This is a genomic window from Nesterenkonia populi (assembly GCF_007994735.1).
Taxonomy (GTDB): domain Bacteria; phylum Actinomycetota; class Actinomycetes; order Actinomycetales; family Micrococcaceae; genus Nesterenkonia; species Nesterenkonia populi.
This window is the reverse complement of record NZ_VOIL01000001.1, coordinates 1,925,214-1,950,848: the sequence shown is the minus strand read 5'-3', so window position 1 is coordinate 1,950,848 and position 25,635 is coordinate 1,925,214. Positions and strand designations below refer to the sequence as shown.

The following is a 25,635-nucleotide window of genomic DNA, read 5'->3' as shown; positions in this document are numbered from 1 at the left end:
ATCATGCCGGCGCTACTCTTGGGCTATGTGTGGACGCTACGTGGTGGCCCGGGCGACTGGTGATCTTGTCGCAACCCTGGGCGTTGATCCTGGGAACACCGAGGTGCGGCCGTCCTGGAACGTGGCGCCGAGCACCGATGTGCCGATCCTCGTAGAGCGTCTGGACGATGAGGGTGAGCTCCTGGGTGAGCTGCACGCCGCTCGGTGGGGGCTGCTGCCGGCGTGGGCGAAGGACATCAAGCAGTCGTACAAGACCTTCAACGCCCGCAGCGAGAGCGTGACTGAGAAGCCGACCTTCCGGTCCGCGGTCCGCTCGAAGCGTTGCGCGGTGCCGGCCGATGCCTACTACGAGTGGCTCAAGGACGGCGACGCCAAGCGGCCCCACGCGATCCGCCCCGCTGACGGTGGGCTGATCACTTTCGCGGGCCTCTATGAGTGGTGGCGGGACAAGGCCGCCGGCGAGGACGCGCCCTGGGTGCTGTCCTGCACGATCCTCACCGGGCCATCACCAGAGCCCGGCGCCGGGGGAGTGTTGGACGAACTGGCGGGGCTCCATGACCGGATGCCGCTGCCGATGAGCTCGGACATGGCCGCCGACTGGGTGCACCCGCAGAAGCTCGAGAAGCCTGGCGCCGAGGCGCTGGTCGAGCAGGTCCGGGCCCAGGCCAATGATGTCGCCGCCGGCTGGCAGCTCTACGAGGTGGACAAGGCGGTCGGCAACGTCAGGAACAACGTGCCCGAGTTGCTGGACCCGGTGTAGCGTAGCCCCCTTTATCCCTAGTCTTCTGGCTGGAGGAGGGAGGGGGCTCTTTTCGTGCGCCCGGACCCTTTCCGGTGGTTCACGAAAAAAGGTGCCCGGGTGCTATTCGACCCGTTGCCATCGTGATTCCCACCGTGAAACCAGGTGCGACGTTACGGGTGCACGCTCTAACGCGTCCTCCGCGAGCCGCTTGTCGTTCAGCTCACGGGTCGGCAGCGCGGCACCCTCCGCCTTCACACCCCAGCGCAGTGCCAAGCCCTCACGTTCCGCTAGCTCGGCGGCCAGGCCCCACAGGTAGCGGCGATGCTCATCCGCGGGTTCACTGAAGTGGTCCGTGTGGGCGGCGAGCATGGTGGCGTAGAGCTGACGACGCTCATCATCGGACATGAGAACAGAGTAAGGGCTACCAGCAGCCGTTCTCCTGCATCCATTCCTCCACCTCGGGGAACTCGTCCTCATTGGAGGCCCCGTCGAGCTGCCCGTTCATCAGTCCGCCCCAGTGAGTATCGGCCTCATCGCAGGATCCGAAATGCGTGCCGTCTTAATCAGTATCGTCGTGGTCCGGGGCTCGCAGATGCTCAGGGACCTCCTCGCCGGTCCGCTCCTCATAGAGGTCGTAGAACTCCTCGTTCGGCATCCGCGCCGAATGGCAGGACGCCCAGGACATGCCTTGTTCCTCGTACTCAGCGATGTGATCCGCGCAGAGCTCAAACTCTGCCTCGTCAAACTGCTCCTCGACCTCTGCCTCGTGCCGCTCCATGCACTCCTCAGTGCTCAGGTCGTCGTCGCAGTCGAACATGTGCCGGTAGATGTCGTCGTCGTCCATATCGTGAATGGGGGCGTCGTCGGGAATGTCCTCGAACGGGTCTTCTCCGGCGGTGGCTGTCTCCGGTGAGGTGTCGTCAGTTCCGCAGCCGGCCAGCAGCAGGGCGGAGGCGCTCAGCAGGGCAAAGTGCCTTCTCATCGGGCAGGTATCCCCTCATCAATCGGTGCAACGGATGCGGTGCTCGCCCTCGCCAATCTATCCGTCGCGCGCGCTGCGGCGGGACTGTTACGCCGCCTTCTGTAGGTCCTCCAACGGCGGGGAACTTATCTCTCCAGTACTTGCACTGGGGGAGTTGCGGCAGGAAGGGTGACGGGGGAGCGGGACAGGAGCTCCGAAGCGGCACCCTGACGGGCGGGCACCATGTGCGCGTAGATCTTGTCCGTCGTGGCCGTGGACTCGTGGCCCAGGCGTCGGGATACCTCGTGCATCGGCATCCCCAGCGCCAGTAGATGCGAGGCGTGGGAGTGTCGCAGGGAGTGCAGGCCGGGCGTTTTCGTGAAGCCAGCCTTTCGCGCGCGCTTCACGGCCGGGGTCCACATCCGGCGTGCGAGCACGGTGGACTCCTGCACGGTGTCCACCGCGAAGACGGGAGACCCATGGCCGGCAGATCGCACCAGCGGCCACACTGCCTCCATCGTGACGGCGTCCACGTCGATGCGGCGCCGGGCTCGCGGGGTCTTTGGTTCTCCTACATGGGTGCCCGGCCCAGTGGCGTCGCGTTTCATGGCTTTGGTGATGCTCACGTACGTGATGCCGTCCGCCACGGTGAAGTCTTCCGGTGTGAGCGCGAGGAGCTCCCCGGCGCGCAGCCCGGTGTTGAAGAGGAAGAGTGCGTAGGGCTGAAACTGGGGCTCCACATGGTGCAGGACCGCGCTGAACTCTTCGACGGTCAAGAATTTGTCCCGTTCATCCCCAGGCGTGAGCTTCGGCAGGCGCGTACCCATGGCCGGGTTATCACCCCGCAGTCCTCGCCGTACCGCGTAGGCCATCACCGACGACAAGAAGCCGTGGGCATTCTTGATCGTCTTGGGGGAGTAGCCGGACTTCTTCGCGCCGCGGACCGGCGCCTCGTTCGACATCCAGGAGACCCACCGGGCGATGTCGTCGGCGGTGATCTGGTCGATCGGCAGATCCAGGCGAGTGAGGTGCTGCTCCAGGTGCGTCTTGTACTTGGTCCGGGTGTACGGGGTGACATCGATCAGGCGCTCAATGTGCTCCGCGGCGACCTCCGAGAGCTTCGGCGCCTTGGAGGACTCATTGAGGAGCGCGCGATCCGCTTGCTTGGTGTCCCCTCTGGCAGCCTCGATGACGCGCTTCCAATCCAGGGCATCCTGCTCGTTGTCGTACGAGAGCCGGTGGCGTTGACCGTCATGCCGCCACTCAACCCTGAAAGAGATTCCGCGCTTACCCTGCCGCCGCTCGATGGTTGCCATCCGGCCACTCTATCCCGGCCTTGGGGGGATTTCCGAGATTCTTGGGGGGATTCGTTGAGCCGTGACCCTGCATGCTTGTCATATCAACGATATTCCGGTGCGCCGAGAGGGACTCGAACCCCCGACACCTGCGGTGTAAACGCAGTGCTCTAACCAACTGAGCTATCGGCGCAAGCACGCTGAACGCGCGACCATCAAGTATAGCTCAGCTCAGCTGCGAAGCGCGGCGACCTGAGCCTGCTCCGCGGCGAACAGCGCAGCGCCCACGATCCCGGCGTTCTTCTGGAACTTCGCCACCGACACCTCAGCGCGCAGCCCCGTCACCTGCGGCAGGAAATCATGCGCACGGGTGGAGATTCCGCCGCCGATGATGAACTGGGACACCGGCTGGATCCGCCACAGGTGGGCCAGGTACCGACGCAGCGTCTCCCCGTACTCGTCCCACGGCTGCTTCGCACGTTCCCGGGCACGCGCCGAGACCTTTGTCTCGGCGACTACGCCCTCAAACTCCACATGGCCCAGCTCAGAATTCGGAACCAGCACGCCATCGTGGACCAGGGCCGACCCCACCCCAGTGCCCAGGGTGACCATCATGATCGTCCCGCTCTTGCCGTCGCCGGCGCCGTAGCGGGCCTCCGCCAGCCCAGCGGCATCAGCATCGTTGAGACAGGCGGTGCGGCCCGGCAGCTCACCCATCAGCTCACCGGCATCGCACTCAATCCAGGACTTATCAATATTCGCCGCGGAGAGCACCACGTTGTCAATCACGATCGCCGGGAAGGTGACCCCTACCGCCAGCTGCTTCTCCGCAGGACAGTCAGGGTGGGCCACCAGCTCATCCAGGACTTTCTCCACCGTGTCCCGAACAGCCTCCGGGGTGGCCGGCTGCGGAGTGTCGAAACGGACCCGGTCGCTCACCAGATCGCCCGCCTTCAGATCGACCACGCCGCCCTTGATGCCGGTGCCTCCGACATCCACGCCGATCGCGTAGCGCGGCAGCTCCGGCAGGACGGCGCTGGCCGGTCCCAGAGCCTCAGAGGCAGGCGCCCCATCAGCAGGACGATTGACGGCGGCGGAGGTCATAGTCCCTCTCCTCAGGCTTCCTCGTTGGGCAGGGTCAGGATCTCCGCGCCGTCCTCAGTGACCACAAGGGTGTGCTCGAACTGAGCGGTCCGCATCCGGTCCCGGGTCACAGCCGTCCAATCGTCTTCCCAGAGCTCGAACTGGCGGGTGCCCAGGGTGATCATCGGCTCCACGGTGAACACCATGCCCGGCTCCAGGGGCTGGGAGTAGTCCGGGGCGGCGTCATAGTGGGGGATGACGAGGCCGGTATGGAACGCCGGGCCCACCCCGTGGCCGATGAACTCATGCACTGATCCGTACCCGAACCGGCGGGCGTAGACCTCGATCGCCCGGCCGATCACGTTGATGGGACGTCCCGGCCTGATGGCTCTGATGCCGCGCATCATGGCCTCGTGGGAGCGCTCCACCAGCAGACGGGAGTCCTCATCCACGTCTCCGACCAGGAAGGTCACGTTGTGATCCCCGTGGACCCCGTCAATGTAGGCGGTGATGTCCAGGTTCACGATGTCGCCGTCGGCCAGGACCGTGGAGTCCGGGATGCCATGGCAGACCACCTCGTTCACCGAGGTGCAGATGGACTTCGGGAACCCGCGGTATCCCAGGCAGGAGGGATAGGCGCCCCGCTCGACCAGATAGTCATGGGCGAAGGCGTCCAGTTCGTCCGTGGTCACGCCGGGTGTGATCAGGCGGCCGGTGGCAACCATGGCGTCTGCGGCCAGCTGGCCAGCCCGGCGGATCCTTCCCACCATGGCGGCGTCGAACACGTCCTGGCCCGTGTACTTCTCCGGGGCCGGCCTGCCCACATACTCGGGGCGTTCGATGTGCGCGGGCACCGGCCGCTCAGGGGAGACCGTCCCCTTGGTGAGCGTGCCGACGGGGGCAGTGGAACCAGCAGAAGACATGCCCCCAGCCTATCTGCTCAGCGGCCCGCCGGACCTATCCAGCAGAGGCCCACGAGCGTATCCTGAGGCTATGGGCGAATACTGGTACAACGTCACCACTGGTGAGGTGGAAGAGGGTCGCAAGTCCAGCTGGAAGCACCTCATGGGTCCCTACGCCACCCGCGCTGAGGCGCAGCAGGCGTTGGAGCGGGCCCGGCAGCGCTCAGATGAGTACGACGAGCTGCTCGCCCAGGAGCGCGAGGACGACGACGGCAGCCCGCCCCACCAACAGTGAGCCCGGCTTCAGCCTGAGATCAGAAGGAATGCTCCTCGGCGGGGAACTCGCCTGATTCGACCTCGGCGCGATACTGGCCGACGGCGTCGGCGATGACGCTGCGCAGATCCGTGTACTGCTTCACGAACCTGGGCACCCGCCCGGCGTTGAGCCCGAGCATGTCCTGCCACACGAGCACCTGGCCCGTGGTGACGTTCCCCGCTCCGATGCCGATCGTAGGAATACTCAGCTTCTCGTCCGCCTCAGCGGCCACAGCCGCGGGCACCATCTCCATGACCACGGCGAAGGCTCCTGCCTCCTCCACCGAGACGGCGTCGTCGATCACTTTCTGCCCGGCGTCGCCCCTGCCCTGGACCCGGTAGCCGCCCAGTGCGTGCTCCGCCTGCGGGGTGAATCCGACATGCCCCATCACCGGGATGCCCGCGCCCACGAGCGTGCGGATGGTCTCGGCCCTCTCCGAGCCGCCCTCGATCTTCACGGCCTGGACGCCGGCCTCCTTCATGAACCGCACGGCGGTGCCCAGGGCCTGCTGCGGGGAAGCCTCGTAGGAGCCGAATGGAAGGTCCGCCACCACCAGCGGACGGCTGACCCCATTGACCACCGAGCGGGCGAACACCAGCATCTCGTCCACGGTGATGGGCAGGGTGGTGCCTGACTTCATCATCACGTTCGCGGCAGAGTCGCCCACCAGCAGCAGCTCGACGCCCGCCTCCTCGAAGACGCCGGCGATGCTGGCGTCGTAGGCGGTCAGCATGGTGAATCGCTGCCCGGCCTCCTTGAACTGTGCCATGTGGTGGGTGCGGATGCGGCCCGGTGCGATCCTCTCCGGGCCGCTCTGTCCGGCGGAGGAGCCGTATGGGTTCTTCTCGGAGTGCGACGGCGATTCGGCAGTCATAGGTGTAACAGTACTGTGTCTGCCCCGTTGGGTAGAGTGACGCCCGTCAGCAAGAAACACCAGCAGGGAGGCAGGAGCCAATGGACCGCCAGCAGGAGTTTGTACTGCGCACCATCGAGGAGCGCGACGTTCGGTTCGTGCGCCTCTGGTTCACCGACGTGGTCGGCTCGCTGAAGTCGGTGGCTCTGGCCCCCGCTGAGGTGGAGGGCGCCTTCAACGAGGGGCTCGGCTTCGACGGCTCCTCCATCGAGGGCCTCTCCCGCATCTCCGAGTCGGACATGCTGCTGAAGCCGGATCCCTCCAGCTTCCAGATCCTGCCGTGGCGCGGCGAGGAGGAGCCCACCGCCCGCATGTTCTGCGACGTCCTCAGCCCGGATGAGGAACCGGCTGCCGGCGATCCCCGCCATGTGCTGCGCCGCCAGCTGGACGCAGCCGGAGAGATGGGCTTCACCTGCTACACCCACCCTGAGGTGGAGTTCTACCTGCTGGACTCCGACCGCCCGGACGCTGACGGCTACCTGCACCCGGCTGACCACGCCGGCTACTTCGACCACCTGACCGGCTCGGTCTCCCAGGATCTGCGCCGCCACACCGTGAACATGCTCGAGGCCGTGGGGATCTCCGTGGAGTTCAGCCACAACGAGGTCGGCCCAGGGCAGAACGAGATCGACCTGCGGTACGCGGACGCGCTCACCATGGCGGACAACATGATGACCTTCCGCACCATCGTCAAAGAGGTGGCCCTGCAGCACGGCAAGTACGCCACCTTCATGCCCAAGCCCTTCAGCGAGCACCCGGGGTCGGCCATGCACACCCACTTCAGCCTCTTCGAGGGTGACACCAACGCGTTCTACGCCCCCAACACCGAGTTCAATCTCTCGGCCACCGCGCGCCAGTTCATCGCCGGGGTGCTGACCCACGCCCCGGAGATCACCGCGGTGACCAACCAGTTCGTGAACTCCTATAAGCGCCTCTGGGGCGGCGGAGAGGCGCCGAGCCACGTCTCCTGGGGCCACAACAACCGTTCCGCGCTGGTGCGTGTGCCGCTGTACAAGCCGAACAAGGGGGGCTCCGCCCGAGTGGAGTTCCGCGGCATCGACACAGCAGCCAACCCGTACCTCGCCTACGCCGCGGTGATCGGCGCCGGCCTGAAGGGCATCCGCGAAGGCTATGACCTGCCGGACCCCACCAGCGAGGACGTCTGGTCGCTCACCTCTTCCGAGCGCAAGGCCGTGGGGATCAAGCCGCTTCCGGGAACCCTGCACGAGGCGCTGCGGCAGATGGAGGAGTCTGAGCTGGTGGCCGAGATCCTCGGCGAGCAGCTGTTCGAGATGTTCCTGCGCAACAAGCGACAGGAATGGGACGCTTACCGGGTCAACGTCTCACCCTTCGAAGTCACCAGCTACCTCGGCGTCGTCTGAGCATCGGTCCACGGAGCCGCCCGCTGGTATGCAGGAGTTTTCCGCACGTGAGCTGATCGCCGCCGGCTTCCAGGACACTGCCCGTGCCAAAGGCTTCCTGGGCGACAGCGAACTGGCAAGCCTGGATGCTGCCCGCCTGGTGCGTCTGATGCGGCACGCACCCAACCCGGACCAGGCCCTGCTGCTGCTCATCCGTCTCGCCGAGCGGGCTCCCGAGATCCTGGGCCTGTTCGAGGAGGATGGTGATGCCGCGCTCCCGCTGATCCGCCTGCTGGGGGGCTCCCAGGCGCTCAGCGAGTTCCTGATCCGCCACCCGGAGCAGGTCGATCTCCTGACCGATGAGCGCCTGTCTGCGCCGCAGGGGGAGGAGCCGGAGGATCCCACCGCCGAGCAGCTGCATGCGGCGCTGGCCGTCGCCCGCACCGCCGAGCAGCCCGGAACAGCCCTCCGCATCGCCTACCGCCGGCAGCTGACCTGCCTCGCACTGCGGGACCTCTGTTCCCAGGACCCTGCGGGATACCAGCCTCGGGCCGCCCGCCAGCTCGCCGATCTCGCCGGAGCCGCGATCGACGTCGCCCTCGAGATCACACGTGCAGAGCTCGCCCAACGGCGCCCCGAGGTCGCCGAGATCGACCTCGCGGTGATCGGCATGGGCAAATGCGGGGCCCGGGAGCTGAACTACATCTCCGATGTGGACGTGATCTTCGTCCACCGGGCTCCCGAGCACATCGACCACGACGTCGCCCAGACCCTCGCCGCCGAGCTCGCCTCAGGCATCACCAAAATCATCGGCGCCCACACCGGCGAGCCTGCCCTCTGGGAGGTCGACGCCAACCTGCGGCCCGAGGGCAAGGACGGCCCCCTCTCACGGACCCTGGACTCCCATCGGGAGTACTACGCCCGCTGGGCCCACGGCTGGGAGTACCAGGCTCTTCTCAAGGCCCGGCCCATCGCCGGAGCCTCCGAGCTCGCCCAGGAGTACATGGAGGCGATCTGGCCCCTGGTCTGGGAAGCCTCCGCCCGGGAGAATTTTGTCGAGAATGTCCAGGCGATGCGCCGACGAGTCTTCGACAACATCCCCACGGAGCGCGCCGCCCGGGAGCTCAAGCTCGGCAGGGGCGGGCTGCGTGACATCGAATTCACCGTCCAGCTGCTGCAGCTCGTCCACGGCCGGGTGGACGAGTCCCTGCGCGTGCGAGACACCATCTCAGCGATCGCAGCGCTGCAGTCCGGCGAATACGTCTCAAGCCAAGACGCCGCGGAGATGTCTTCCGCCTACCGGCGGCTGCGCCTCTATGAGCACCGCATCCAGATGTCCAACATGCGGCGGACCCACCTGATGCCGCAGAGGGACGCCGAGCTGCGCGCCCTCGCCCACGCGGTGAGGGGCCCGCAGGAAACACGCCGGCGCGCGCCCGAGGAGCTGCTCGAAGAGTGGCGCGGCATCGCCCGCCGGGTGGCCGGCTTCCACGAGCGGATCTTCTACCGCCCCCTGCTCTCCACCACAGCGGCCCTCGCCGACGACGATGTCCGGCTCTCCCCGCAGGCCGCCGAAGCACGCCTGGCGGCACTGGGCTACACAGACACCCGCGGCGCGGTTCGGCACATCGAGGCGCTCACATCAGGGCTCAGCCGCCGAGCCATGCTGCAGCGGCGCGTGCTGCCGGCCATGCTCGGGTGGCTGGCCGAAGGCGTGGACCCCGACGCCGGACTGCTCGCCTTCCGGCGGCTCTCCGACTCCTTGGGCAGCAGCCCCTGGTACATGACGATGCTGCGCGACTCCTCAGTCGCTGCCGAGCGCCTTGCCGGAATCCTCTCCGGGTCCCGGTTCATCTCCGACCTCCTCGAGCACTCCCCGGAGGCCGCCAAATGGCTCGGCGATGACGAGCAGCTCGCCCCGCGCAGCTTCGACTCGCTCTGGACGGAGGCGCAGAACTCCCTGTCCCGCCACACCCAACGGGACGACGCCGGCCCCACCGCCGGTGTCCGACTGGTGCGGCTCATCCGCCAGCGGGAGGTGCTGCGCACGGCGATCGCCGACGCCGTCGGGCTTCTCACCGTCGAGGAGGTGGGACGAGCCCTGGCTGAGGCGGACCGGCTCGTGACCCTCGGTGCGCTGCGCGTGGCGGAGCAGGAGGTCTACGGACAGGACGAGCAGCGGATCGACTTCCTGGTCACGGCCATGGGACGTCAGGGCGGCCGGGAGATCGGCTACGGCTCCGATATGGACGCCCTGTTCGTCCACCGTGCCAAGGAGGGCGTGGAGCCCTCGGAGGCTGCAGGGCAGGCGCAGAAGCTCACCCAGCGTCTCCGGGAGCTGCTGTCCGCCCCGGTGAGGCCGGCGGTGAAGGGGGAGAGCCCCCTGCAGATCGACGCCGACCTTCGTCCAGAGGGCAAGCAGGGTCCGCTGTCCCGCTCACTGGACTCCTACGGGGAGTACTACCGCCGCTGGGGCGAAGTCTGGGAGCGGCAGGCGCTGCTGCGAGCCCGGCCCATCGCAGGATGCCCCCGCTTGGCGGAGGACTTCATGCGGCTGGTGGACGAGGTGCGCTACGGCTCCGCACCCACCGACTCCCAGGTCCGCGAGATCCGCCGGATCAAAGCCCGCGTGGAAGCCGAGCGGCTGCCCCGCGGCGCCGACCCCAAACGGCACGTGAAGCTCGGCCGCGGCGGCCTCTCCGATGTCGAATGGCTGGTTCAGCTGATGCAGCTGCAGCATGCCCACGAGCGGCCCAAACTCCGCACCGCCTCCACACTGGACGGGCTGAATGCCCTGGTGGATGACCAGCTCCTCGGGCCCCACGAGGCCAACACTCTGGCCGAGGCGTGGAAGCTCTGCACCCGGGTCCGCTCCGGCAACAAGGTGTGGGGCGCACGCAGCATCGACGTGCTGCCGGACTCCCGCCGAGACCTGGAGGCGGTCTCCCGCTGGTGCGGGTTCGGCGCCAGCCGGGCCGGCGAGTTCGAGGAGCACTACCTGCGCACCACCCGCCGTGCCCGCTCCGTCTTCGAGCGGCTCTTCTACGACGCCGACTGAGCGCTGCCGCCCGGTGCGAGCAGCTCGAGGGTGCGATGCTGGGCAGCTTCCTCCGGAGCCAGGTTCACCAGCATGAGCTCATCCGCCCGGACCCGGTCGCCGAAGGCGTCCAACCACTCAACCACCTGCTCCTGGGTGCCGGCCGCGGTCTCCTTCAGCATGCCCAGCACCTGCTGACCGGCTGGGTGGTCGCGCAGCATCTCGACGTCGTCGGGCGTCAGCTCGCGGTTCCGGCCCAGCATCGCCCTGATCCATCCGTTCTCTGCGGCCCGGAGCTGCTCCTGGGCGACGTCCTCGGTCTCCGCAGCGACCACGTTTGCCGCCGCGATGAAGTGCGGCTCGGCGTCAGGGCCGGCCAGTGAGTTCGTGGCGTCGAAGCTCTCCCGGTAGGTGTGTGCGGCGTGCTCCAGCATCTGAGGGGCGAAGTGCGAGGCGAAGGCGTACGGAAGCCCCAGCTGGGCGGCCAGCTGAGCTCCGTACAGGGACGAGCCGAGGATCCACAGCGGGACATCGGTTCTCCATCCGGGATACGCGTTCACGCCCTTCACCCGGGACCTGCCGGTCAGGTACCCCGAGAGCTCCATGATGTCTGCGCTGAACCGGTCCGCCTCGGTGCCGTCCCGACGCAGCGCCCGCATCGTGGCCCCGTCAGTGCCGGGAGCCCGGCCCAAGCCGAGGTCGATGCGTCCCGGGTGCAGCTCGGCGAGGGTGCCGAACTGCTCGGCGATCACCAGCGGGGAGTGGTTCGGCAGCATCACACCCCCCGAGCCCACCCGGACGTTCTGCGTGTTCGCAGCGATATGCTGGATCAGCAGGGATGTGGCGGAGGAAGCCACGTGCGGCATGTTGTGGTGCTCGGCGAACCAGATGCGCGTGTAGCCCAGACCATCGGCGCTCTGGGCCAGCCGCAGTGAGCGGGCGATGCCCTCGGAGATCTGCTCTCCCTCGTTGACCTTGGCGAGATCGAGCAGGGAGAGGGGACGTTTGGCTGAAGTCATATCCAGGCCAACATGCCCACCTCCAGCCCCATTCCGGGTGCGTCTATGGTCCGGCTCACTAGGATGTGGACATGCCTGAGCTGCCGGAAGTCCATGCCCTCGCCGTTGACCTTCAGCATCGTTTGAAGGGCCGCACCGTGGAACGTCTGGACGTGACTGCCTTCCACGCGCTGAAGACCTTTGACCCCCCGGTGTCTGCGGTCAGCGGCCAGACGGTGCGGGCGGTGGGCAGGATCGGGAAGTTCCTGGACATCATGATCGGAGAGCTCCACCTGGTCATCCATCTCTCCCTGGCGGGCTGGATCCGGTGGCGGGACTCTGCGCCCCAGGGCAGGCCCTCGCCGAAGAGCCCCATCGGGGCACGTCTCGTGCTCGATGACGGCACTGGGCTGGACATCACCGAGGCTGGGACCCGCAAAGCGCTGGCGCTGCACCTGGTGCACGAGCCGCAGCAGGTTCCCGGTGTGGCCAAACTGGGGCCGGACGCGCTCGAACTGGATGAGGCAGGCTTCGCCGAGGTGCTGCGCGGAGCGGGACGCGCACGCATCAAAAATGTTCTGAAGACGCAGCAGCACATCGCCGGCGTCGGCAACGCCTACTCGGATGAGATCCTGCACGCCGCGAAGATGTCCCCGTTCAAGTCAGCCGACATGGGCCCAGACGAGGTCGCCCGCCTGCATCAGGCGATGCAGGCAGCCCTCACTGAGGCGATGAGCCGGGCCGAGGGCCGGCCCGCCAGCGATCTGAAGAAGGAGAAGAAGTCGGCGCTGAAGGTTCACGGCCGGTTCGGTGAGCCCTGCCCGGACTGCGGGAACACCATCAAACAGGTGGCCTACAGCGACTCCAGCTTCCAGTACTGCCCCACCTGCCAGAACGAGGGGAAGACGTTCTCCGACCGGGGGATGGACAGGCTCTTCTGAGGAGTCGGTTCGGGTCCTCAGCGCAGGGCGGGCTCTGCGGCCTCGGTGCGCGGGGCGGTGGGGTCGCCCAGCCCACGGGTTCGGTACGGGGCAAGAATGCGGTCCCAGACGTTCGCGGCGGCCACCACCGTCAGCGCCGAGCCGAGCATGTGCACCCAGACGAGCTGGATGGGCAGACCAGTGAAGTGCTGCCAGTAGCCCACGATGCCCTGGAGGACGATGACGGCCAGGAGGAACCAGCCGGCCCGGCGCTGGGCGGGGGAGGCCTTCAGCTGGGCGTTTCGAACCATGAGGACCACGGTGGCGGCGCACAGGACATAGACAGGGGCCACGTGCAGCTGGGTGACCAGGTTGGGGTCAAAATCGTGCCGCGGCGAGCCGGGGTCCCCGGCATGCGGGCCAGTGCCGGTGACCACGGTGCCCAGGACCACGGCCGCCCAGGCGGAGGCCAGGATGACCCATCCCGTCAGGCGAGTGGTGCGGTCCGTGGGCCCGTCGACCAAGGGCGTGCCCGTCGCTCCGACGGTGCGCAGCTCCAGGTTCACGCGGCCGAGGATCCATGTGGCCACCATCACCAGCCCGGCAGAGGCGAGGAAGTGCAGGGCCACCACCCAGGGGTTGAGGTTGGTCCAGACGGTGATTCCGCCGATGACCGCCTGGATGGGGATGCCTGCGACGATGATCAGGGACATTGCCACCAGCGGCCTGTGGGTGCGGCGCAGCCGGATCACCGAGAGCAGCATGGCCGCGGCGATCGCGATCAGCACGTAGGTGAGCATCCGGTTGCCGAACTCGATGGCGCCGTGGATGCCCATCTCCGGGGTGGCGACGATGGAGTCCTCCGTGCAGAGCGGCCACTCCGGGCAGCCCAGCCCCGAGTCGGTGAGCCGGACGGCGCCTCCGGTCAGGATGATCCCGATGTTGGCGATCAGGGAGGCCCAAGCGATCCACTTGGTGACTCGGGTGATCTCGGTGGGCAGGCGCTGCGTCAAGGGCGCGAAGACCGGCGCGAGCCGGCGGCCGAGAGCGCGGAAGGGAAGGGTCAGGGTCTCCACGGTGAATCACCTATCTCCACTGGAACCAGCGTCGGGCGGCCAGCACGGCGAAGATCGCCCAGCCGGCCAGGATGAGGAGGGGCAGGACGGCGAGCTCGCCTTCGATGCTCGCCGAGCGCAGGGCCTCGCCGAGCGAGGCGGAGGGAATCAGCAGCAGCGCCGCAGCGGCGCCGTCGTGCCCCAGGGGGAACACCGCTCCGCCCGCGGCGCCCATCAGGACCCACGCTACGTTCGTGAGGGCCAGTGTGGCTTCGGCGCGTACGGTTCCGGCGATCAGCAGCCCCAGGCCGGTGAACGCGGCCGCGCCTATGACGATGCCCAGGCCCAGCCAGAGGAGCCCGGTCAGGTCTGGGCTCCATCCCAGCGCAAGGCCGGCGGAGCCCAGCACCACCACCTGGACCAGGATCACAGCCAGCACAGCCACTGCCTTGCCGAGGATCAGCCCCACGGGGCCCAGGGGAGTGGTCGAGAGGTAGGCGAGGACCCCGTACTGGCGTTCGAAGCCGGTGGCGATGCCCTGCCCGGTGAAGCCGGTGGCCATCACGGCCAGCGCAAGCACCCCAGGAGTGATGACATCGATGGAGGGCACCGACTGGCCCGCGATCAGCTCCAAGCGGTGCACACCGATGAGGACCAGCAGCGGGAGGATGAGGCTGACGAGCAGCTGCTCACCGTTGCGCAGCACATTGCGGGTCTCATAGAGACCCTGCGCCAGCACTCGGGCAGCAGTGGGAGCGGGGCGGGAGACGGCGGGAGCCTCAGCGGGTTCGGTGCTCATGGGGTGCTCACCTCCCAGAAGACGTCCTCCAGTGTGCGCGCCTCAAAGCTGATCTCTGCGGGCATCAGGCCGATCTGCTCCCACCAGCCGGTGACTGCTGCGAGCTCAGCGGGCGAGGCCACCCCGTAGACCGCCCAGCGGGCACCCGCCTTATTCGAGGCATCGCCGTCGAGCTGAACGCTCAGCGGCGCGGAGCCCAGCTCCTCCGCCGTCAGGATGCGCGGGGACGCGAACACCAGCCGACGTGAGGGTGAGCCTCCGCTGAGCTCTCCGTTCCGCTCCGTCGCATCAGCAGCGTCGGGGGGCGGCCCATCGGCGTTGGTGAGCTCAGCCACGGTTCCGTGACGCACGACGATGCCGTCCTTGAGGATGAAGACGGAGTCGGCCAGCCGCTGGGCCTCCTCCAGAAGGTGCGTTGTCAGGACGATGCCGATGCCTCGGCCGCGCAGGTGCTCGACGAGGTCGAACACCAGGTGGCGGGACTGGGGGTCCAGCCCGGCGGAGGGCTCATCGAGGAAGACCACTTCGGGCCGGCCGATGAGAGCAGCGGCCAGCGCGACCCTCTGCTTCTGCCCGCCGGAGAGCCGTCGGATGCCGCGATCCAGAAAGCTGCCCAGGTCGAGGCGCTCGATGAGATCCGCCAGCGGCCAGGGAGATGCGTGCAGCCGGGCCACATGCTGCAGGAGCACTCGCGGCTTCACAGACTGTGGGAGTCCGCCGTCCTGCAGCATCACGCCCACGCGGGCGCGCAGCTCCGCGCCGGCACGGTAGGGGTTCTCGCCGAGCAGGCGGACCGAGCCTGCGGAGGGGCGCAGCAGCCCCTGCGCGATGCCGAGGGTGGTGGTCTTTCCGGCACCGTTGGGACCGATGACGACTGTCACCTCGCCCCGCCGTGCGGTGATGTCCACCCCGGAGATGATCTCCTTCACGCCGGAGGCCGCACGCGCCGAGCCGAGGGCGTATCGCACATCGCTCAGGATGAGACAGGGTGCGGGGGCGGCAGAAGACATCGCCACATTCTACGACTTTCAGCGCCTCTTCTACACGTTGTAGAAAAACTCATGCGGCTCACATCCTGGACGCGCCCCGAGAAGGGTGTGGCGGCGCCACGCTCCGTGTTAGCTTCAACACTATGCAGATGCTTCGTGCGCTACGACTTCAGCTTCTCCGCCGCAGCGGGGAAGTGCGTGCGCACGCCTGAGACGGCGCACACTTCCTGGCCGAGTCCCCGCTGCGGAGTCCGGCTCCCTTCGGCCGCCAGCCACTGAAGCCCCCACGCGAAAAGGAAACCTCATGCGCCAGCTGCAGAAGCCCTCCCAGATGCCGTACCGCCGGTACGAGCCTTTCCAGGACCAGATCACCGTCTCTCTGCCGGACCGGACCTGGCCCGACCAGCTCATCGCCCAAGCCCCCCGCTGGTGCGCCGTCGACCTGCGCGACGGCAACCAAGCGCTCATCGACCCCATGAGCCCGGACCGCAAGCACCGCATGTTCGACCTGCTGGTCTCCATGGGCTACAAGGAGATCGAGGTCGGCTTCCCCGCCGCGTCCCAGACCGACTTCGACTTTGTCCGCCAGCTCGTGGAGCAGGACAAGATCCCCGACGATGTCTTCATCCAGGTCCTCACCCAGGCCCGCGAGCACCTCATCGAGCGGACCTTCGAGGCCGTCGACGGTGCGCCCCAGGCCATCGTCCACCTCTACAACTCCACCTCCGTGCTGCAGCGGGAGGTGGTCTTCAAGAAGGACCGCGACGGCATCGTCGACATCGCGACCCAGGGCGCCCGGCTGTGCAAGAAGTTCGAAGAGAACCTCACCCACAGCACCGAGATCATCTACCAGTACAGCCCCGAGTCCTTCACCGGCACTGAGCTGGACTTTGCCGCGCACATCTCCAATGAGGTCATCGGGGTTCTCGGCGCCACCCCGGAGAGGCCGGTCATCGTCAACCTGCCGGCCACCGTGGAGATGGCCACGCCGAACGTCTACGCGGACTCCATCGAATGGATGCACCGCAACCTCGCCCCGCGCGACTCCATCATCCTTTCTCTGCACCCCCACAACGACCGCGGCACCGCTGTGGCCGCCGCAGAGCTCGGCTACATGGCCGGGGCCGACCGCATCGAAGGCTGCCTGTTCGGCAACGGGGAGCGCACCGGCAACGTCGACCTCGTCACTCTCGGGATGAACCTCTTCAGCCAGGGCATCGACCCGCAGATCGACTTCTCCCAGATGGACGAGATCAAGCGCACCGCCGAGTACTGCAACCAGATGCCGGTTCCCGAGCGGTCCCCCTGGGCCGGCGACCTCGTCTTCACCGCGTTCTCCGGCTCCCACCAGGACGCCATCAACAAGGGCTTCGCCCACATGGACTCCCGTGCAGAGGCGGAGAGCATGGACCGGGACGAGCTCACCTGGGCCGTTCCCTACCTTCCCATCGACCCCAAGGACATCGGCCGCACCTATGAGGCCGTGATCCGCGTGAACTCCCAGTCCGGCAAGGGGGGTGTGGCCTACGTCCTGAAGACCGAGCGCGGCATCGACCTGCCCCGCCGGACCCAGGTCGAGTTCTCCGGAGTCATCCAGCGTCGTGCCGACGCCGGCGGGGGAGAGGTCTCCCCGGCAGAGATCTGGCAGATGTTCCAGGACGAGTACCTGCCCGCCGAGGAGGGCGAGAACCAGTGGGGCCGCTACCGCCTGGGCGCCGTGCAGACCTCATCGGGGGCCGGCGGTCAGTTCAGCATGGACGTGGAGCTCATCGTCGACGGCACCTCACGCAGCGAGCATGCCGAAGGCAACGGACCCATCTCCGCCCTGCTCCACGTGCTTCAGAACGATGGCACCGACGTGCGTCTCCTCGACTACACCGAGCACGCCATGAGCGCCTCTGGAGACGCCCAGGCAGCCAGCTTCGTCGAGCTCGCCGTGGGCGACCGGGTCCTCTGGGGCGTGGGCCTCGACCACGACACCACCTTGGCTAGCCTCCGCGCCGTCATCAGCGGCGTCAACCGCGCCCTTCGCTAGTCCCAGGCGGCGCAGGCCGCGAAGGCGCCGGCCTTCACGCCTGGGGCCGACTGAAGCGTAGTCTGGAACGATGGCCGGTACGACCTTCGCCTCGCGCAGCTACCGCGATCTCGCGATCGTGCTGCGCACTCACAATCTCGGCGAGGCAGACCGCATCATCACCTGCCTCACCGCGTTCAACGGAGTCGTCAGAGGCGTGGCCAAAGGGGTGCGGCGCACCAGCTCCAAGTTCGGGGCGGCCCTGGAGCCGTTCATGGTTGCGGATGTGCAGTTCGTCCACGGCCGCAGCCTGGAGATCATCTCCCAGGCCCAGGGCAGGTTCGCCTACGGGCCGGTGATCGCCGCGGACTTCGAGGCCTACACGGCAGCCTCGGCGATGGCTGAGGCCGCCGAAAGGCTCGCGGAGAACGATGCCGAATCCTCGCGCCGTCAGTTCGATCTGCTCCACGGGGCCTGCGGCGCGCTGGCCCGCGGCGATCGCGCCCCTGACCTGATCATGGGCTCCTATCTGCTTCGCGCCCTCTCCGCCGCCGGCTGGCAGGTGACCTGGTCCGCCTGCGTGGCCTGCGGAGCCCCCGGGGCCCAGGCCGGCTTCCACGCGGCAGCCGGCGGGCCGGTCTGCGCGGACTGTCGCCCGCCCGGGACCCGGACGCTCAGCGGAGGAGCCCCTGAGCTCCTCCATGCCCTCCAGCACGGACTGTGGGACCGGACAGACGGCCTCGCCCCGGACCTGAAGCACGAGGCGATAGGGGTGGTCATCGACTACGCCCAGCACCACCTCGAACGCCGCTTCAAGAGTCTGAAGGCGGCGCTGTGAGCCGACTGGCAGAATGATCGCCGATGGCAACCCAGCACAACTACCAAGATCCCTGGCCGCACCCTGAGGGGGCGCAGCCGCCTCGGCTGCCCGCTGAGCTGATCCCCAGGCACATCGCCGTGGTCATGGACGGCAACGGCCGGTGGGCCAACCAGCGCGGGCTGCCCCGCACCGAGGGCCACAAGGCCGGCGAGCACTCGCTGATGGAGGTGATGGCCGGGGCCGTCGAAGCCGGCGTCGGACACGTGAGCGTCTACGGGTTCTCCACCGAGAACTGGAAGCGGTCCCCGGATGAGGTCCGCTTCATCATGAGCTACTCGAGGGATGTGCTGCGCCGTCAGCGCGACATCCTCCACTCATGGGGTGTGCGCATCCGCTGGTCGGGCCGGCGGCCCAAACTGTGGCGCTCGGTGATCAAGGAGCTGGAGGCAGCGGAGGAGCTCACCCAGCACAACACGCGCGCCACACTCACCATGTGCGTGAACTACGGGGGCCGGGCTGAGATCGCCGACGCCGTTCAGCAGATCGCACAGAAGGCGGCCGAGGGGAAGCTGGACCCCAAACGCATCCGGGAGAAGACAGTCGCCGCCCACCTCGACGAGCCCGACATGCCGGACGTGGACCTCTTCCTGCGCTCCTCCGGGGAGCAGCGCATCAGCAACTTCCTCCTCTGGCAGTCCGCCTACGCGGAGATGGTCTTCCTCGACACGCTTTGGCCGGACGTGGATCGCACCACCCTGTGGGAGGCCATCGAGATCTACGCGAAGCGGGACCGCCGCTACGGAGGCGCCGTGGACCGGGTCAGAAATCCCCCTCGTTAATATTCCCACCTGACGACTAGAGGTTTACATCGATGAAACGTTGCGCTCGTAGCGTGAGGGTTACCACATGATGGTTGCATTCAAGGAAGTTGATTCAGACGGTGTTCCTGTGAACAGCAGTGGGGATGAGATTGAGTGCCTCAGGGATAGTGAGATATGCAATGTTGAGCTGTCGGAAGGCAATTTATCGATCTCTGTTGAGGAAGTTGGAGAATCGAAAGTTGTCGCTATGCACGTGGGCTACAGCGTAGAACCACATAAAGAGGACGGCATGCATCTCGCTATGGCGTCTTGGGGGTTCCGGGCGGAGAGAGGCTGAGGATGGCCTTGTTGGATTCTCTGAATTACATGTCAGAGCGTCTTGATGCATCAGGACGAGTGGTTGCTTCTTATGTTCCGCTTGGTTGCCCGGCCTATCTACGGATCTTGAATCCAGCGTATGACTCGAACGGTAAACCAGTGAGGTGGGGGACTTCTCGCAGTCTAGCGGCTTCAGTTTTTCAATGGGCTGAATGCCGGGAGAATGTGGTCGAGGCGGATGAGCCTGAATCCGGGACTGTGACCCGTTAGTGCTGAAGGTGCTTCAGGAGCATCTGAGTACTAGCTCTGGAGTGGTCTTCGCGCAATGGAAGGGGTATGCCGACGTTCAGAGACCAACGGGGGTTCACGTGTTGGATGCTGAGCTTCCGCCACGACGGTGTTCGTGGGTATGGAAGAGCATGCCAGAACATTTCTCGCTGAACCGTCGAATACCAATGCGGTGGTGGCATCCTGAGCTTCAGTGGGTTCTGGGTAATGACATATATGGGAGGAGCGTGTTCCTGGGTGCCTCCCACGACGTGGCGGAGGCAGTTTTGTTGGATACGCGTATTGAGGCTTACACAGTGGGGGCCGAGGACGCGGTCCTTCCAGAAGATCGTTAGTTGGTGCGGCCTCTATGGTTTTCGTCAAGCAGCTGGGGCATGCCCGATGCCGCCTCTGAGGGCCTCTGGGTCTTGGTACGGCGGTCCTGACTCCGCTTCCGGGGGCATCGACCTGGCTATGAACCTGCTGACGCTGTGAGTATAGGTCCTTCAGCTCCCCGGCGATGAACGGCACGATCGTCAGTGCCGGGCACCACCACTGCCTGGGCGTCCAGAGCGGTGAAGATCTCCTCAGTGAGTGGGTCTGCCACCGTGGGTTGTGTTTCTTGCTCCGATTGCGCACATGACCTCGGCCGGCGTCTTTGATCCGCTGCGGAGTAGGCCACCTGCTCAAACATCTAGGACCCCGTAATGGTGCAGACGTGGCCCGATGACCCGTTCCAGGCCGGGGTGGATCTGGGTCAGCAGCCCGCGCAGCCGGCTCCGGGCGGCGGTGGTCTGGGCCAGGAAGTCATCATCGAAGCCGGTCACCACTGCCAGCTCAGCTATCTGCTCGTCCGAGGTTGCGATCTGCCGCAGCGCGGTGGGCATGGTTCGGGCGGTTTCAGCAATGATGAACGCGTCCCGGGCAACGGTCTTGGCTGAGCCGGCGTGCAGGTTAGCCATTCTGCGCATGGTCAGTCCCGGCAAGTAGGCGACTTCAACCTGCTCCATGCTCTGGGCGATAGTGACAGGTAGGGCCCCGATGGCTGCGGGCTGATCGACTAGTACCAAGGCCGGGCCGTGCTCGGCAGTCAGCTCGCTCAGTAGGTCTCGGGGTTTGGTTTCGTCGTTGGGCAGGGGGCTTGTCGTAGGTCTTGTCACCGCTGGTGGTCAGTGCGGTGGCGTGATGCTCGTCTTGCCGACATCGGGTCTGCCGAAGGTTCGGTTGACTTCAAGACTGTCTAGAGAGCAAAAGCGGCTATGACAGATCCACGCGAGCGCCACGGACAGGCTTACCCGTGACCTTCCGGCCACGGAATCGAGCGGGTGAAACCGCGGAGGGTGAGAGGGCCACAGAAAATACAGAGCGGGGCACTGTCGAAGTGTCTTTAGATGGCCTGCTGTAGGAACCTCGGCATCTGCGGCTGGTCAGGGCTTCTCCCCGTGACCGCCCACCGCCATGCCGACCCCACTCTCTGATCCTTGTGGTTGGGCCTTCTAAGCGCAGAGGGGGAGTGTTTTATGAATACTTCTTCGGCGCATACGCGCTCAGCCAGCGCTGGGCCTGCGCGAACGCGTGGGAGCGGACCGGCTCCGCCGAGGCGAACACGTCATGCATCGCCTTGGGCACCCGCACCACCGTCACCTGGCTGCCCAGCCGCACCGCCCTGCGCGCCAGCAGCTCCACGTCGAGCACCCCGTCGTTCTCCTGATACTCCTTGGTCCACTGGCGCCGGTAGACCGTGCCGCTTGAGAGCAGCACCAGCACCGGAAGGTCCAGGCCGAGCCCCTCGTAGACCTGCTTGTGGCCGCTCGTCACCGCCCGCAGCCAGCCGACTGTCATGGGGAACGACTTCCGGGGCCGCCATACCGGGTGAAGCTGCCACTCGCCGTACGCTTCGGCGCTCAGGGACTCCCAATAGTTCTCCAGGCGAGGAACCTTCACCGTGGCCGTGGGCTTCACATGGCTCAGGGGTGAGACCAGGCCGTCCACCGCCGCACGGGCCGGCACATCGCCGGGGACTTCCAGCCAGGGTGAGTTGAGCACCAGCGCGCCCGCCCGTCCCGGATGGCGTTGAGCCCAGAGAGCAGCCACCAGGCCGCCGGTGGAATGAGCGTGGATGATGGGCGCCGGCGCTTCGGGGTTCTCCTCACGGAGGATCTTCAGGGCGGCGCTGATCTCCTCGTCGTACTCCCGCAGGTCCTCAATGAAGCCCGGCGTCTGGTGGGCGCGCAGGCTGCGGCCGTACTTGCGAAGCTCCAGTGCGTAGAACCTGTGCCCGGATTCAGCCCACCGGTGCGCCATCGGTAGGTTGTAGAAGTAGTCCGTCCAGCCGTGGATCTGCAGCACCGGCGCTTCGGGCACGGCTGCGGGGTCAGCCTGAGGCTTCTGATCGAGCCGGACGAGCGTGGCGCACACTCCCCCTTCGGAGTCGTCGTCGAGCGGGATGGTCTGCCGCGAGCAGCCCGGCAGCACGTCGTCGACCCACTCCCCGGCGGCAGAGTCCTCGAGCAGGTCTGCGGCCACGTGCTCGGCGAGCTCACCGCCGGTGGCATGCTCCCCAGGAACAGGGTAGAAGGCAGGGGTGTCAGCTGAGACCTCGGATGACATATGCGCCACCGTAGGAAAGTACTCTGGGGAGATCCTGAACCGTGACGGGCGGATAGGATCGGCCCCATGCCTGCACTGCTCTACCGCCTCGCCTTCCGCACTGTGCTTTCCCGCATGGACCCGGAGGGCGCGCATCGGCTGGTGGTGAGGGGGCTGCGCGCAGCCCACCGTCTGGGGGCGGGCCGCGTGCTGGAGCGGCTCAGCAGACCTCACCCTCAACTGGAGACTGAGGCTCTCGGAGTGCTCTTCCCGTCGCCCTTCGGGCTCGCAGCCGGATTCGACAAGGGTGCGACGGCGGTGCTGCCGCTGGCATCCCTGGGCTTCGGCCACATCGAAGTGGGCACGGTCACGGGCCAGGCCCAGCCCGGCAGCCCGCGCCCCCGGCTCTTCCGGCTCGTGCAGGACCGTGCGCTGATCAACCGCATGGGCTTCAACAACGACGGCGCTCACGAGGTCCGCGAGCGGCTCGAGGCGACCAGGCGGCACGTGGAGCGGCTGCGGAGCGCCGGCCGGCACGTACCGGTGATCGGGGTGAATCTCGGCAAGACCAAAGCTGTCCCGCTCGAGGGAGCGGTGGAGGACTACCTGGTCTCGACCAAGGCGCTCGCGCCGGTCGCTGACTACCTGGTGGTCAACGTCTCCTCGCCCAACACCCCGGGTCTGCGCCAGCTGCAGAGCATCGAAGCGCTGCGGCCGCTGCTCATGGCGGTGCGGGAGCAGGCCGACGCCGTCAGCGAGCAGCACGTGCCGCTGCTGGTGAAGATCGCGCCGGATCTGGACGATGAGGACGTCGACGCCGTCGCCGGGCTGGTCTCAGAGCTGAGCTTGGACGGCGTCATCGCCACCAACACCACCATCTCCCGTCAGGGCCTGCGCACCCCGCCCGCAGAGGTGGAGAGGATCGGCGCCGGGGGGCTCTCCGGGCCGGTGCTGGCTGAGCGCAGCCTGGAGGTGCTGGCACGCCTGCGTCGAAGCCTGCCGAAGGCCGCTGCGATCATCTCGGTGGGGGGAGCGGCGACCGGCGACGATGTAGCCCGGCGGCTGGAGCACGGAGCAGACCTGGTGCAGGGCTACACCGCCTTCGTCTACGAGGGTCCTCTGTGGGTGCGGCGCATCAACCGCGCCCTGGCGGTGCGTGCCGTAGACTGAGCCGGTGCTGTTCAGCAAGAAGAAGACCCAGAACGAGCTCCTCGAGGATGAGGCCCAGGCCCATTCCGCGGCCGGCGACGATGCCGCGGCCGCTGAGACCCGAGCTCAGAAGTTTCCCGAGAAGAAGGGGACGCCCACCCCCAGGCGCAGGGACCAGGTGGCGGCTCGCCGTCAGCCGCTGGTGCAGGCGGACCGCAAGGCCGCTCGCCGCGCGCAGCGCCAGGCCCTCGCGGAGGAGCGGGCCAAGACTCGCCGTGCCATGGAGACCGGCGACGAGCGCCACATGCCGGTCCGGGACCGCGGCCCGCAGAAGCGGTTCGTGCGTGAGTTCGTCGACGCCCGCTACGGCATCGGCGAGTGGCTGCTGGTCCTTATGGTGGTCTTCCTCTTCGTCTCCCTGCTCATGGGCGATCAGATCATGGCCAGCCTAGGACTGGCGCTCTACGGCCTCATCCTGGCCGTAATCGTGGAGGCCTTCTGGGTCTCCCGCCGCTCCAAGAAGCTGGTCGCGCAGAAGTTCGGCGCGGAGAACATGGAGCGCGGCCTGGGCTTCTACGCCGCGATGCGGGGCATGCAGCTGCGCCGCCTGCGCCTGCCCAAGCCGATGAACGCCCGCGGAGAATTTCCCAGCTGAGCCGAATTCGTCCTCGGGCGGGAATGCCGCCGGGGGCGCTCACGTTGGTACTGTGAACATGACGGCACCATCTGACCAACACCAGAAGCGAACGCCCGTCGGGAAGGGATAACCAGAATGAGCACTCCCACACAGGACGCCCCGGAGACCACTGAGGTCCGCGGCAAAGAGGTCGAAGGCTCCAAGACCCACCAGGTCGAGCTGTCCGAGACCGCCAGCGAGAAGGTCTCATCCCTGCTGCAGCAGGAAGGCCGTGAGGACCTGCGCCTGCGTGTGGCGGTTCAGCCCGGCGGGTGCAGCGGTCTGATCTACCAGCTCTACTTCGATGAGCGAGTCCTCGACGGCGACGCTCTGCGCAGCTTCGACGGCGTCGAGGTGGTGGTCGACAAGATGAGCGTGCCCTACCTTGAAGGCGCCAAGATCGATTTCGAAGACTCCATCTCCAAGCAGGGCTTCACCATCGACAACCCCAACGCAGGAGGCTCCTGCGCCTGCGGCGACTCGTTCCACTGAGGTCCGCATCGCGTAACTTCTACGTCATGTAGAAACTCTCGAAGGCCCGCACACCCCGTGGTGTGCGGGCCTTCTTCATATCCGGCTGTGACAGGCGGTGTCAGAGCAGGCGCGCTTCTACATGACGTAGTAGTCTTGACCTCAGCGTTTTCACCCAAGGTTCAGCGCGCGGATCACTCGCTCGCTTGCATAAGAGGAAAGGGCCGTCTTTGAGTTCGCAGACACGAACCGGCAGCCGAGGCTTGAACACCGTGAAGGGTGCCGCACTGGCCGGCATCGCCCTGACGGTTCTCACTGCCTGTGATGATGATCACCCCGCGAGCCGCGGCTGGCTGCCCGGCGACCGAGAGACCACGTCGAACACCGCAGTCCTGACTGACCTCTGGGTCAACTCCTGGATCGCCGCTCTCCTGGTCGGCCTGCTGACCTGGGGCCTGATGCTGTGGTGCATCGTTGCCTACCGACGGCGCAAGGGGGAGACCGGCTATCCTCGTCAGCTGGCCTACAACGTGCCGCTGGAGATCATGTACACCGTGCTCCCCATCGTGATGGTCGCCGTGTTCTTCTACTACACCGATCAGGCCCAGCGAGAGGTGGACGAGCCCTACGTCGACCCGGAAGTCCAGGTGAATGTTGTCGGCAAGCAGTGGGCTTGGGACTTCAACTACACCTACACCTCCGAGGATGGCGAGGAGTACGAGGTGCACTACGCCGGCGTCCAGGGCGACCTGACCTACGAGGACGGCTCTCCCCGCGAGGAGGTCGTGGACACCCTTCCGACCCTCTACCTGCCGGTGGACCACTCCGTGGAGTTCGAGCTGACCTCCCGCGACGTCATCCACTCCTTCTGGGTCCCCGCGTTCCTCCAGAAGCGCGACATGATTCCCGGCCGGACCTCCTACATGTATCTGACCCCGCAGGAGACCGGCACCTTCCACGGCAAGTGCGCCGAGCTCTGCGGCGAATACCACTCGAACATGCTGTTCAACGTGGAGGTGGTCGAGGAGGACGAGTTCGTCGAGCATCTCGAGACTCTCGAGGAGGGGCACCTCGACGACACCTATGACCGCAACCCCAACCTGCACGATCAGGCAACCATCACCGGAGGGGACGACTGA

The 25,635-nt window shown here is 66.8% G+C and carries 25 protein-coding genes and 1 tRNA gene; 13 read left to right on the top strand and 13 right to left on the bottom strand.

What is annotated here, in order from left to right; translation table 11 throughout:
• The first annotated feature begins 25 nt into the window (after nucleotides 1–25).
• Entirely contained in the window at nucleotides 26–760 is a 735-nt protein-coding gene (locus FWJ47_RS08965; RefSeq protein ID WP_147107086.1) for an SOS response-associated peptidase, read from the top strand.
• 102 nt (nucleotides 761–862) lie between these two features.
• On the opposite strand, the gene FWJ47_RS08960 is transcribed toward FWJ47_RS08965, so the two are convergent.
• The 6 genes from FWJ47_RS08960 to map all read right to left on the bottom strand — a co-directional run bounded on the left by FWJ47_RS08960 (nucleotide 863) and on the right by map (nucleotide 5,004).
• A complete protein-coding gene (locus tag FWJ47_RS08960) occupies nucleotides 863–1,147 on the bottom strand; it encodes a hypothetical protein (RefSeq protein WP_147107083.1) in 285 nt (94 codons plus the stop codon).
• A 154-nt stretch (nucleotides 1,148–1,301) separates the two neighbouring features.
• Nucleotides 1,302–1,724: a hypothetical protein gene (locus FWJ47_RS08955; protein WP_147107080.1), complete on the bottom strand. Its 423-nt coding sequence runs from the start codon at nucleotides 1,722–1,724 to the stop codon at nucleotides 1,302–1,304.
• Between the two features lie 125 nt (nucleotides 1,725–1,849).
• Entirely contained in the window at nucleotides 1,850–3,019 is a 1,170-nt protein-coding gene (locus FWJ47_RS08950; protein WP_147107078.1) for a tyrosine-type recombinase/integrase, read from the bottom strand.
• Nucleotides 3,020–3,117: 98 nt separating this feature from the next.
• Nucleotides 3,118–3,191 (bottom strand) — tRNA-Val (locus tag FWJ47_RS08945).
• 38 nt (nucleotides 3,192–3,229) lie between these two features.
• Nucleotides 3,230–4,102, bottom strand: coding sequence for a polyphosphate--glucose phosphotransferase (gene ppgK / locus FWJ47_RS08940; protein ID WP_147107075.1), 873 nt, complete (start codon nucleotides 4,100–4,102; stop codon nucleotides 3,230–3,232).
• Nucleotides 4,103–4,113: 11 nt separating this feature from the next.
• Nucleotides 4,114–5,004 (bottom strand): type I methionyl aminopeptidase, encoded by an 891-nt coding sequence (map, locus tag FWJ47_RS08935; RefSeq protein WP_147107072.1) that lies wholly within the window; start codon nucleotides 5,002–5,004, stop codon nucleotides 4,114–4,116.
• Between the two features lie 70 nt (nucleotides 5,005–5,074).
• Between map and FWJ47_RS08930 the strand changes: the two genes are divergently transcribed.
• Nucleotides 5,075–5,278 (top strand): SPOR domain-containing protein, encoded by a 204-nt coding sequence (locus FWJ47_RS08930; protein WP_147107069.1) that lies wholly within the window; start codon nucleotides 5,075–5,077, stop codon nucleotides 5,276–5,278.
• 19 nt (nucleotides 5,279–5,297) lie between these two features.
• Here the strand turns inward: FWJ47_RS08930 and panB are convergent, their stop codons facing one another.
• Nucleotides 5,298–6,173 (bottom strand): 3-methyl-2-oxobutanoate hydroxymethyltransferase, encoded by an 876-nt coding sequence (gene panB / locus FWJ47_RS08925; RefSeq protein WP_147107065.1) that lies wholly within the window; start codon nucleotides 6,171–6,173, stop codon nucleotides 5,298–5,300.
• A gap of 80 nt (nucleotides 6,174–6,253) precedes the next feature.
• On the opposite strand from panB, the gene glnA reads away from it, so the two are divergent.
• Both glnA and FWJ47_RS08915 read left to right on the top strand, forming a co-directional pair.
• Nucleotides 6,254–7,594 (top strand): type I glutamate--ammonia ligase, encoded by a 1,341-nt coding sequence (gene glnA / locus FWJ47_RS08920; RefSeq protein ID WP_147107059.1) that lies wholly within the window; start codon nucleotides 6,254–6,256, stop codon nucleotides 7,592–7,594.
• A 28-nt stretch (nucleotides 7,595–7,622) separates the two neighbouring features.
• Entirely contained in the window at nucleotides 7,623–10,631 is a 3,009-nt protein-coding gene (locus FWJ47_RS08915; RefSeq protein WP_147107056.1) for a bifunctional [glutamine synthetase] adenylyltransferase/[glutamine synthetase]-adenylyl-L-tyrosine phosphorylase, read from the top strand.
• Here FWJ47_RS08915 and FWJ47_RS08910 read toward each other — a convergent pair.
• Entirely contained in the window at nucleotides 10,616–11,629 is a 1,014-nt protein-coding gene (locus FWJ47_RS08910; protein WP_147107053.1) for an LLM class flavin-dependent oxidoreductase, read from the bottom strand. The genes FWJ47_RS08915 and FWJ47_RS08910 overlap by 16 nt on opposite strands.
• A gap of 71 nt (nucleotides 11,630–11,700) precedes the next feature.
• Here FWJ47_RS08910 and FWJ47_RS08905 point away from each other — a divergent pair, with 71 nt between their 5' ends.
• The gene (locus FWJ47_RS08905; protein WP_147107051.1) at nucleotides 11,701–12,549 is read left to right on the top strand and encodes an Fpg/Nei family DNA glycosylase; all 849 of its coding nucleotides are present in this window, start codon (nucleotides 11,701–11,703) and stop codon (nucleotides 12,547–12,549) included.
• Between the two features lie 17 nt (nucleotides 12,550–12,566).
• On the opposite strand, the gene FWJ47_RS08900 is transcribed toward FWJ47_RS08905, so the two are convergent.
• The 3 genes from FWJ47_RS08900 to FWJ47_RS08890 are packed head-to-tail and all read right to left on the bottom strand — an operon-like array spanning nucleotide 12,567 to nucleotide 15,392.
• A complete protein-coding gene (locus tag FWJ47_RS08900) occupies nucleotides 12,567–13,604 on the bottom strand; it encodes a COX15/CtaA family protein (RefSeq protein ID WP_246126239.1) in 1,038 nt (345 codons plus the stop codon).
• A 10-nt stretch (nucleotides 13,605–13,614) separates the two neighbouring features.
• A complete protein-coding gene (locus FWJ47_RS08895) occupies nucleotides 13,615–14,382 on the bottom strand; it encodes an ABC transporter permease (RefSeq protein WP_147107048.1) in 768 nt (255 codons plus the stop codon).
• The gene (locus tag FWJ47_RS08890) at nucleotides 14,379–15,392 is read right to left on the bottom strand and encodes an ABC transporter ATP-binding protein (protein WP_246126238.1); all 1,014 of its coding nucleotides are present in this window, start codon (nucleotides 15,390–15,392) and stop codon (nucleotides 14,379–14,381) included. Before FWJ47_RS08890 ends, FWJ47_RS08895 begins: the two co-directional genes overlap by 4 nt.
• 283 nt (nucleotides 15,393–15,675) lie before the next feature.
• Here FWJ47_RS08890 and leuA point away from each other — a divergent pair, with 283 nt between their 5' ends.
• From leuA to FWJ47_RS08870, 4 genes are all read left to right on the top strand, one after another.
• On the top strand, nucleotides 15,676–17,406 hold the full coding sequence (gene leuA, locus FWJ47_RS08885) for a 2-isopropylmalate synthase (protein WP_147107045.1): 1,731 nt from the start codon (nucleotides 15,676–15,678) through the stop codon (nucleotides 17,404–17,406).
• Between the two features lie 70 nt (nucleotides 17,407–17,476).
• The gene (recO, locus tag FWJ47_RS08880; RefSeq protein ID WP_147107042.1) at nucleotides 17,477–18,223 is read left to right on the top strand and encodes a DNA repair protein RecO; all 747 of its coding nucleotides are present in this window, start codon (nucleotides 17,477–17,479) and stop codon (nucleotides 18,221–18,223) included.
• 23 nt (nucleotides 18,224–18,246) lie between these two features.
• On the top strand, nucleotides 18,247–19,044 hold the full coding sequence (locus FWJ47_RS08875) for an isoprenyl transferase (RefSeq protein WP_147107039.1): 798 nt from the start codon (nucleotides 18,247–18,249) through the stop codon (nucleotides 19,042–19,044).
• A gap of 67 nt (nucleotides 19,045–19,111) precedes the next feature.
• A complete protein-coding gene (locus FWJ47_RS08870; RefSeq protein ID WP_147107036.1) occupies nucleotides 19,112–19,363 on the top strand; it encodes a hypothetical protein in 252 nt (83 codons plus the stop codon).
• A 934-nt stretch (nucleotides 19,364–20,297) separates the two neighbouring features.
• Here the strand turns inward: FWJ47_RS08870 and FWJ47_RS08865 are convergent.
• Together FWJ47_RS08865 and FWJ47_RS08860 are read right to left on the bottom strand one after the other, a co-directional pair.
• Nucleotides 20,298–20,771 (bottom strand): IS110 family transposase, encoded by a 474-nt coding sequence (locus tag FWJ47_RS08865; RefSeq protein WP_147107032.1) that lies wholly within the window; start codon nucleotides 20,769–20,771, stop codon nucleotides 20,298–20,300.
• Nucleotides 20,772–21,129: 358 nt separating this feature from the next.
• A complete protein-coding gene (locus tag FWJ47_RS08860) occupies nucleotides 21,130–22,221 on the bottom strand; it encodes an alpha/beta hydrolase (RefSeq protein WP_246126334.1) in 1,092 nt (363 codons plus the stop codon).
• A 66-nt stretch (nucleotides 22,222–22,287) separates the two neighbouring features.
• On the opposite strand from FWJ47_RS08860, the gene FWJ47_RS08855 reads away from it, so the two are divergent.
• From FWJ47_RS08855 to ctaC, 4 genes are all read left to right on the top strand, one after another.
• Complete coding sequence (locus FWJ47_RS08855; protein ID WP_147107026.1) at nucleotides 22,288–23,370, top strand: quinone-dependent dihydroorotate dehydrogenase; 1,083 nt, start codon at nucleotides 22,288–22,290, stop codon at nucleotides 23,368–23,370.
• Between the two features lie 4 nt (nucleotides 23,371–23,374).
• Nucleotides 23,375–24,004, top strand: coding sequence for a DUF3043 domain-containing protein (locus FWJ47_RS08850; protein ID WP_246126237.1), 630 nt, complete (start codon nucleotides 23,375–23,377; stop codon nucleotides 24,002–24,004).
• Nucleotides 24,005–24,121: 117 nt separating this feature from the next.
• Nucleotides 24,122–24,517, top strand: coding sequence for a HesB/IscA family protein (locus tag FWJ47_RS08845; protein WP_147107023.1), 396 nt, complete (start codon nucleotides 24,122–24,124; stop codon nucleotides 24,515–24,517).
• A gap of 209 nt (nucleotides 24,518–24,726) precedes the next feature.
• A complete protein-coding gene (ctaC, locus tag FWJ47_RS08840; RefSeq protein ID WP_147107020.1) occupies nucleotides 24,727–25,635 on the top strand; it encodes an aa3-type cytochrome oxidase subunit II in 909 nt (302 codons plus the stop codon).

Coding starts and splice junctions, on each gene's coding strand:
- FWJ47_RS08965 (WP_147107086.1), top strand. CDS start 26: ATGTGTGGACGCTACGTGGTGGCCCGGGCGACTGGTGATCTTGTCGCA.
- FWJ47_RS08960 (WP_147107083.1), bottom strand. CDS start 1,147: ATGTCCGATGATGAGCGTCGTCAGCTCTACGCCACCATGCTCGCCGCC.
- FWJ47_RS08955 (WP_147107080.1), bottom strand. CDS start 1,724: ATGAGAAGGCACTTTGCCCTGCTGAGCGCCTCCGCCCTGCTGCTGGCC.
- FWJ47_RS08950 (WP_147107078.1), bottom strand. CDS start 3,019: ATGGCAACCATCGAGCGGCGGCAGGGTAAGCGCGGAATCTCTTTCAGG.
- ppgK (WP_147107075.1), bottom strand. CDS start 4,102: ATGACCTCCGCCGCCGTCAATCGTCCTGCTGATGGGGCGCCTGCCTCT.
- map (WP_147107072.1), bottom strand. CDS start 5,004: ATGTCTTCTGCTGGTTCCACTGCCCCCGTCGGCACGCTCACCAAGGGG.
- FWJ47_RS08930 (WP_147107069.1), top strand. CDS start 5,075: ATGGGCGAATACTGGTACAACGTCACCACTGGTGAGGTGGAAGAGGGT.
- panB (WP_147107065.1), bottom strand. CDS start 6,173: ATGACTGCCGAATCGCCGTCGCACTCCGAGAAGAACCCATACGGCTCC.
- glnA (WP_147107059.1), top strand. CDS start 6,254: ATGGACCGCCAGCAGGAGTTTGTACTGCGCACCATCGAGGAGCGCGAC.
- FWJ47_RS08915 (WP_147107056.1), top strand. CDS start 7,623: ATGCAGGAGTTTTCCGCACGTGAGCTGATCGCCGCCGGCTTCCAGGAC.
- FWJ47_RS08910 (WP_147107053.1), bottom strand. CDS start 11,629: ATGACTTCAGCCAAACGTCCCCTCTCCCTGCTCGATCTCGCCAAGGTC.
- FWJ47_RS08905 (WP_147107051.1), top strand. CDS start 11,701: ATGCCTGAGCTGCCGGAAGTCCATGCCCTCGCCGTTGACCTTCAGCAT.
- FWJ47_RS08895 (WP_147107048.1), bottom strand. CDS start 14,382: ATGAGCACCGAACCCGCTGAGGCTCCCGCCGTCTCCCGCCCCGCTCCC.
- FWJ47_RS08890 (WP_246126238.1), bottom strand. CDS start 15,392: ATGTCTTCTGCCGCCCCCGCACCCTGTCTCATCCTGAGCGATGTGCGA.
- leuA (WP_147107045.1), top strand. CDS start 15,676: ATGCGCCAGCTGCAGAAGCCCTCCCAGATGCCGTACCGCCGGTACGAG.
- recO (WP_147107042.1), top strand. CDS start 17,477: ATGGCCGGTACGACCTTCGCCTCGCGCAGCTACCGCGATCTCGCGATC.
- FWJ47_RS08875 (WP_147107039.1), top strand. CDS start 18,247: ATGGCAACCCAGCACAACTACCAAGATCCCTGGCCGCACCCTGAGGGG.
- FWJ47_RS08870 (WP_147107036.1), top strand. CDS start 19,112: ATGATGGTTGCATTCAAGGAAGTTGATTCAGACGGTGTTCCTGTGAAC.
- FWJ47_RS08860 (WP_246126334.1), bottom strand. CDS start 22,221: ATGTCATCCGAGGTCTCAGCTGACACCCCTGCCTTCTACCCTGTTCCT.
- FWJ47_RS08855 (WP_147107026.1), top strand. CDS start 22,288: ATGCCTGCACTGCTCTACCGCCTCGCCTTCCGCACTGTGCTTTCCCGC.
- FWJ47_RS08845 (WP_147107023.1), top strand. CDS start 24,122: ATGAGCACTCCCACACAGGACGCCCCGGAGACCACTGAGGTCCGCGGC.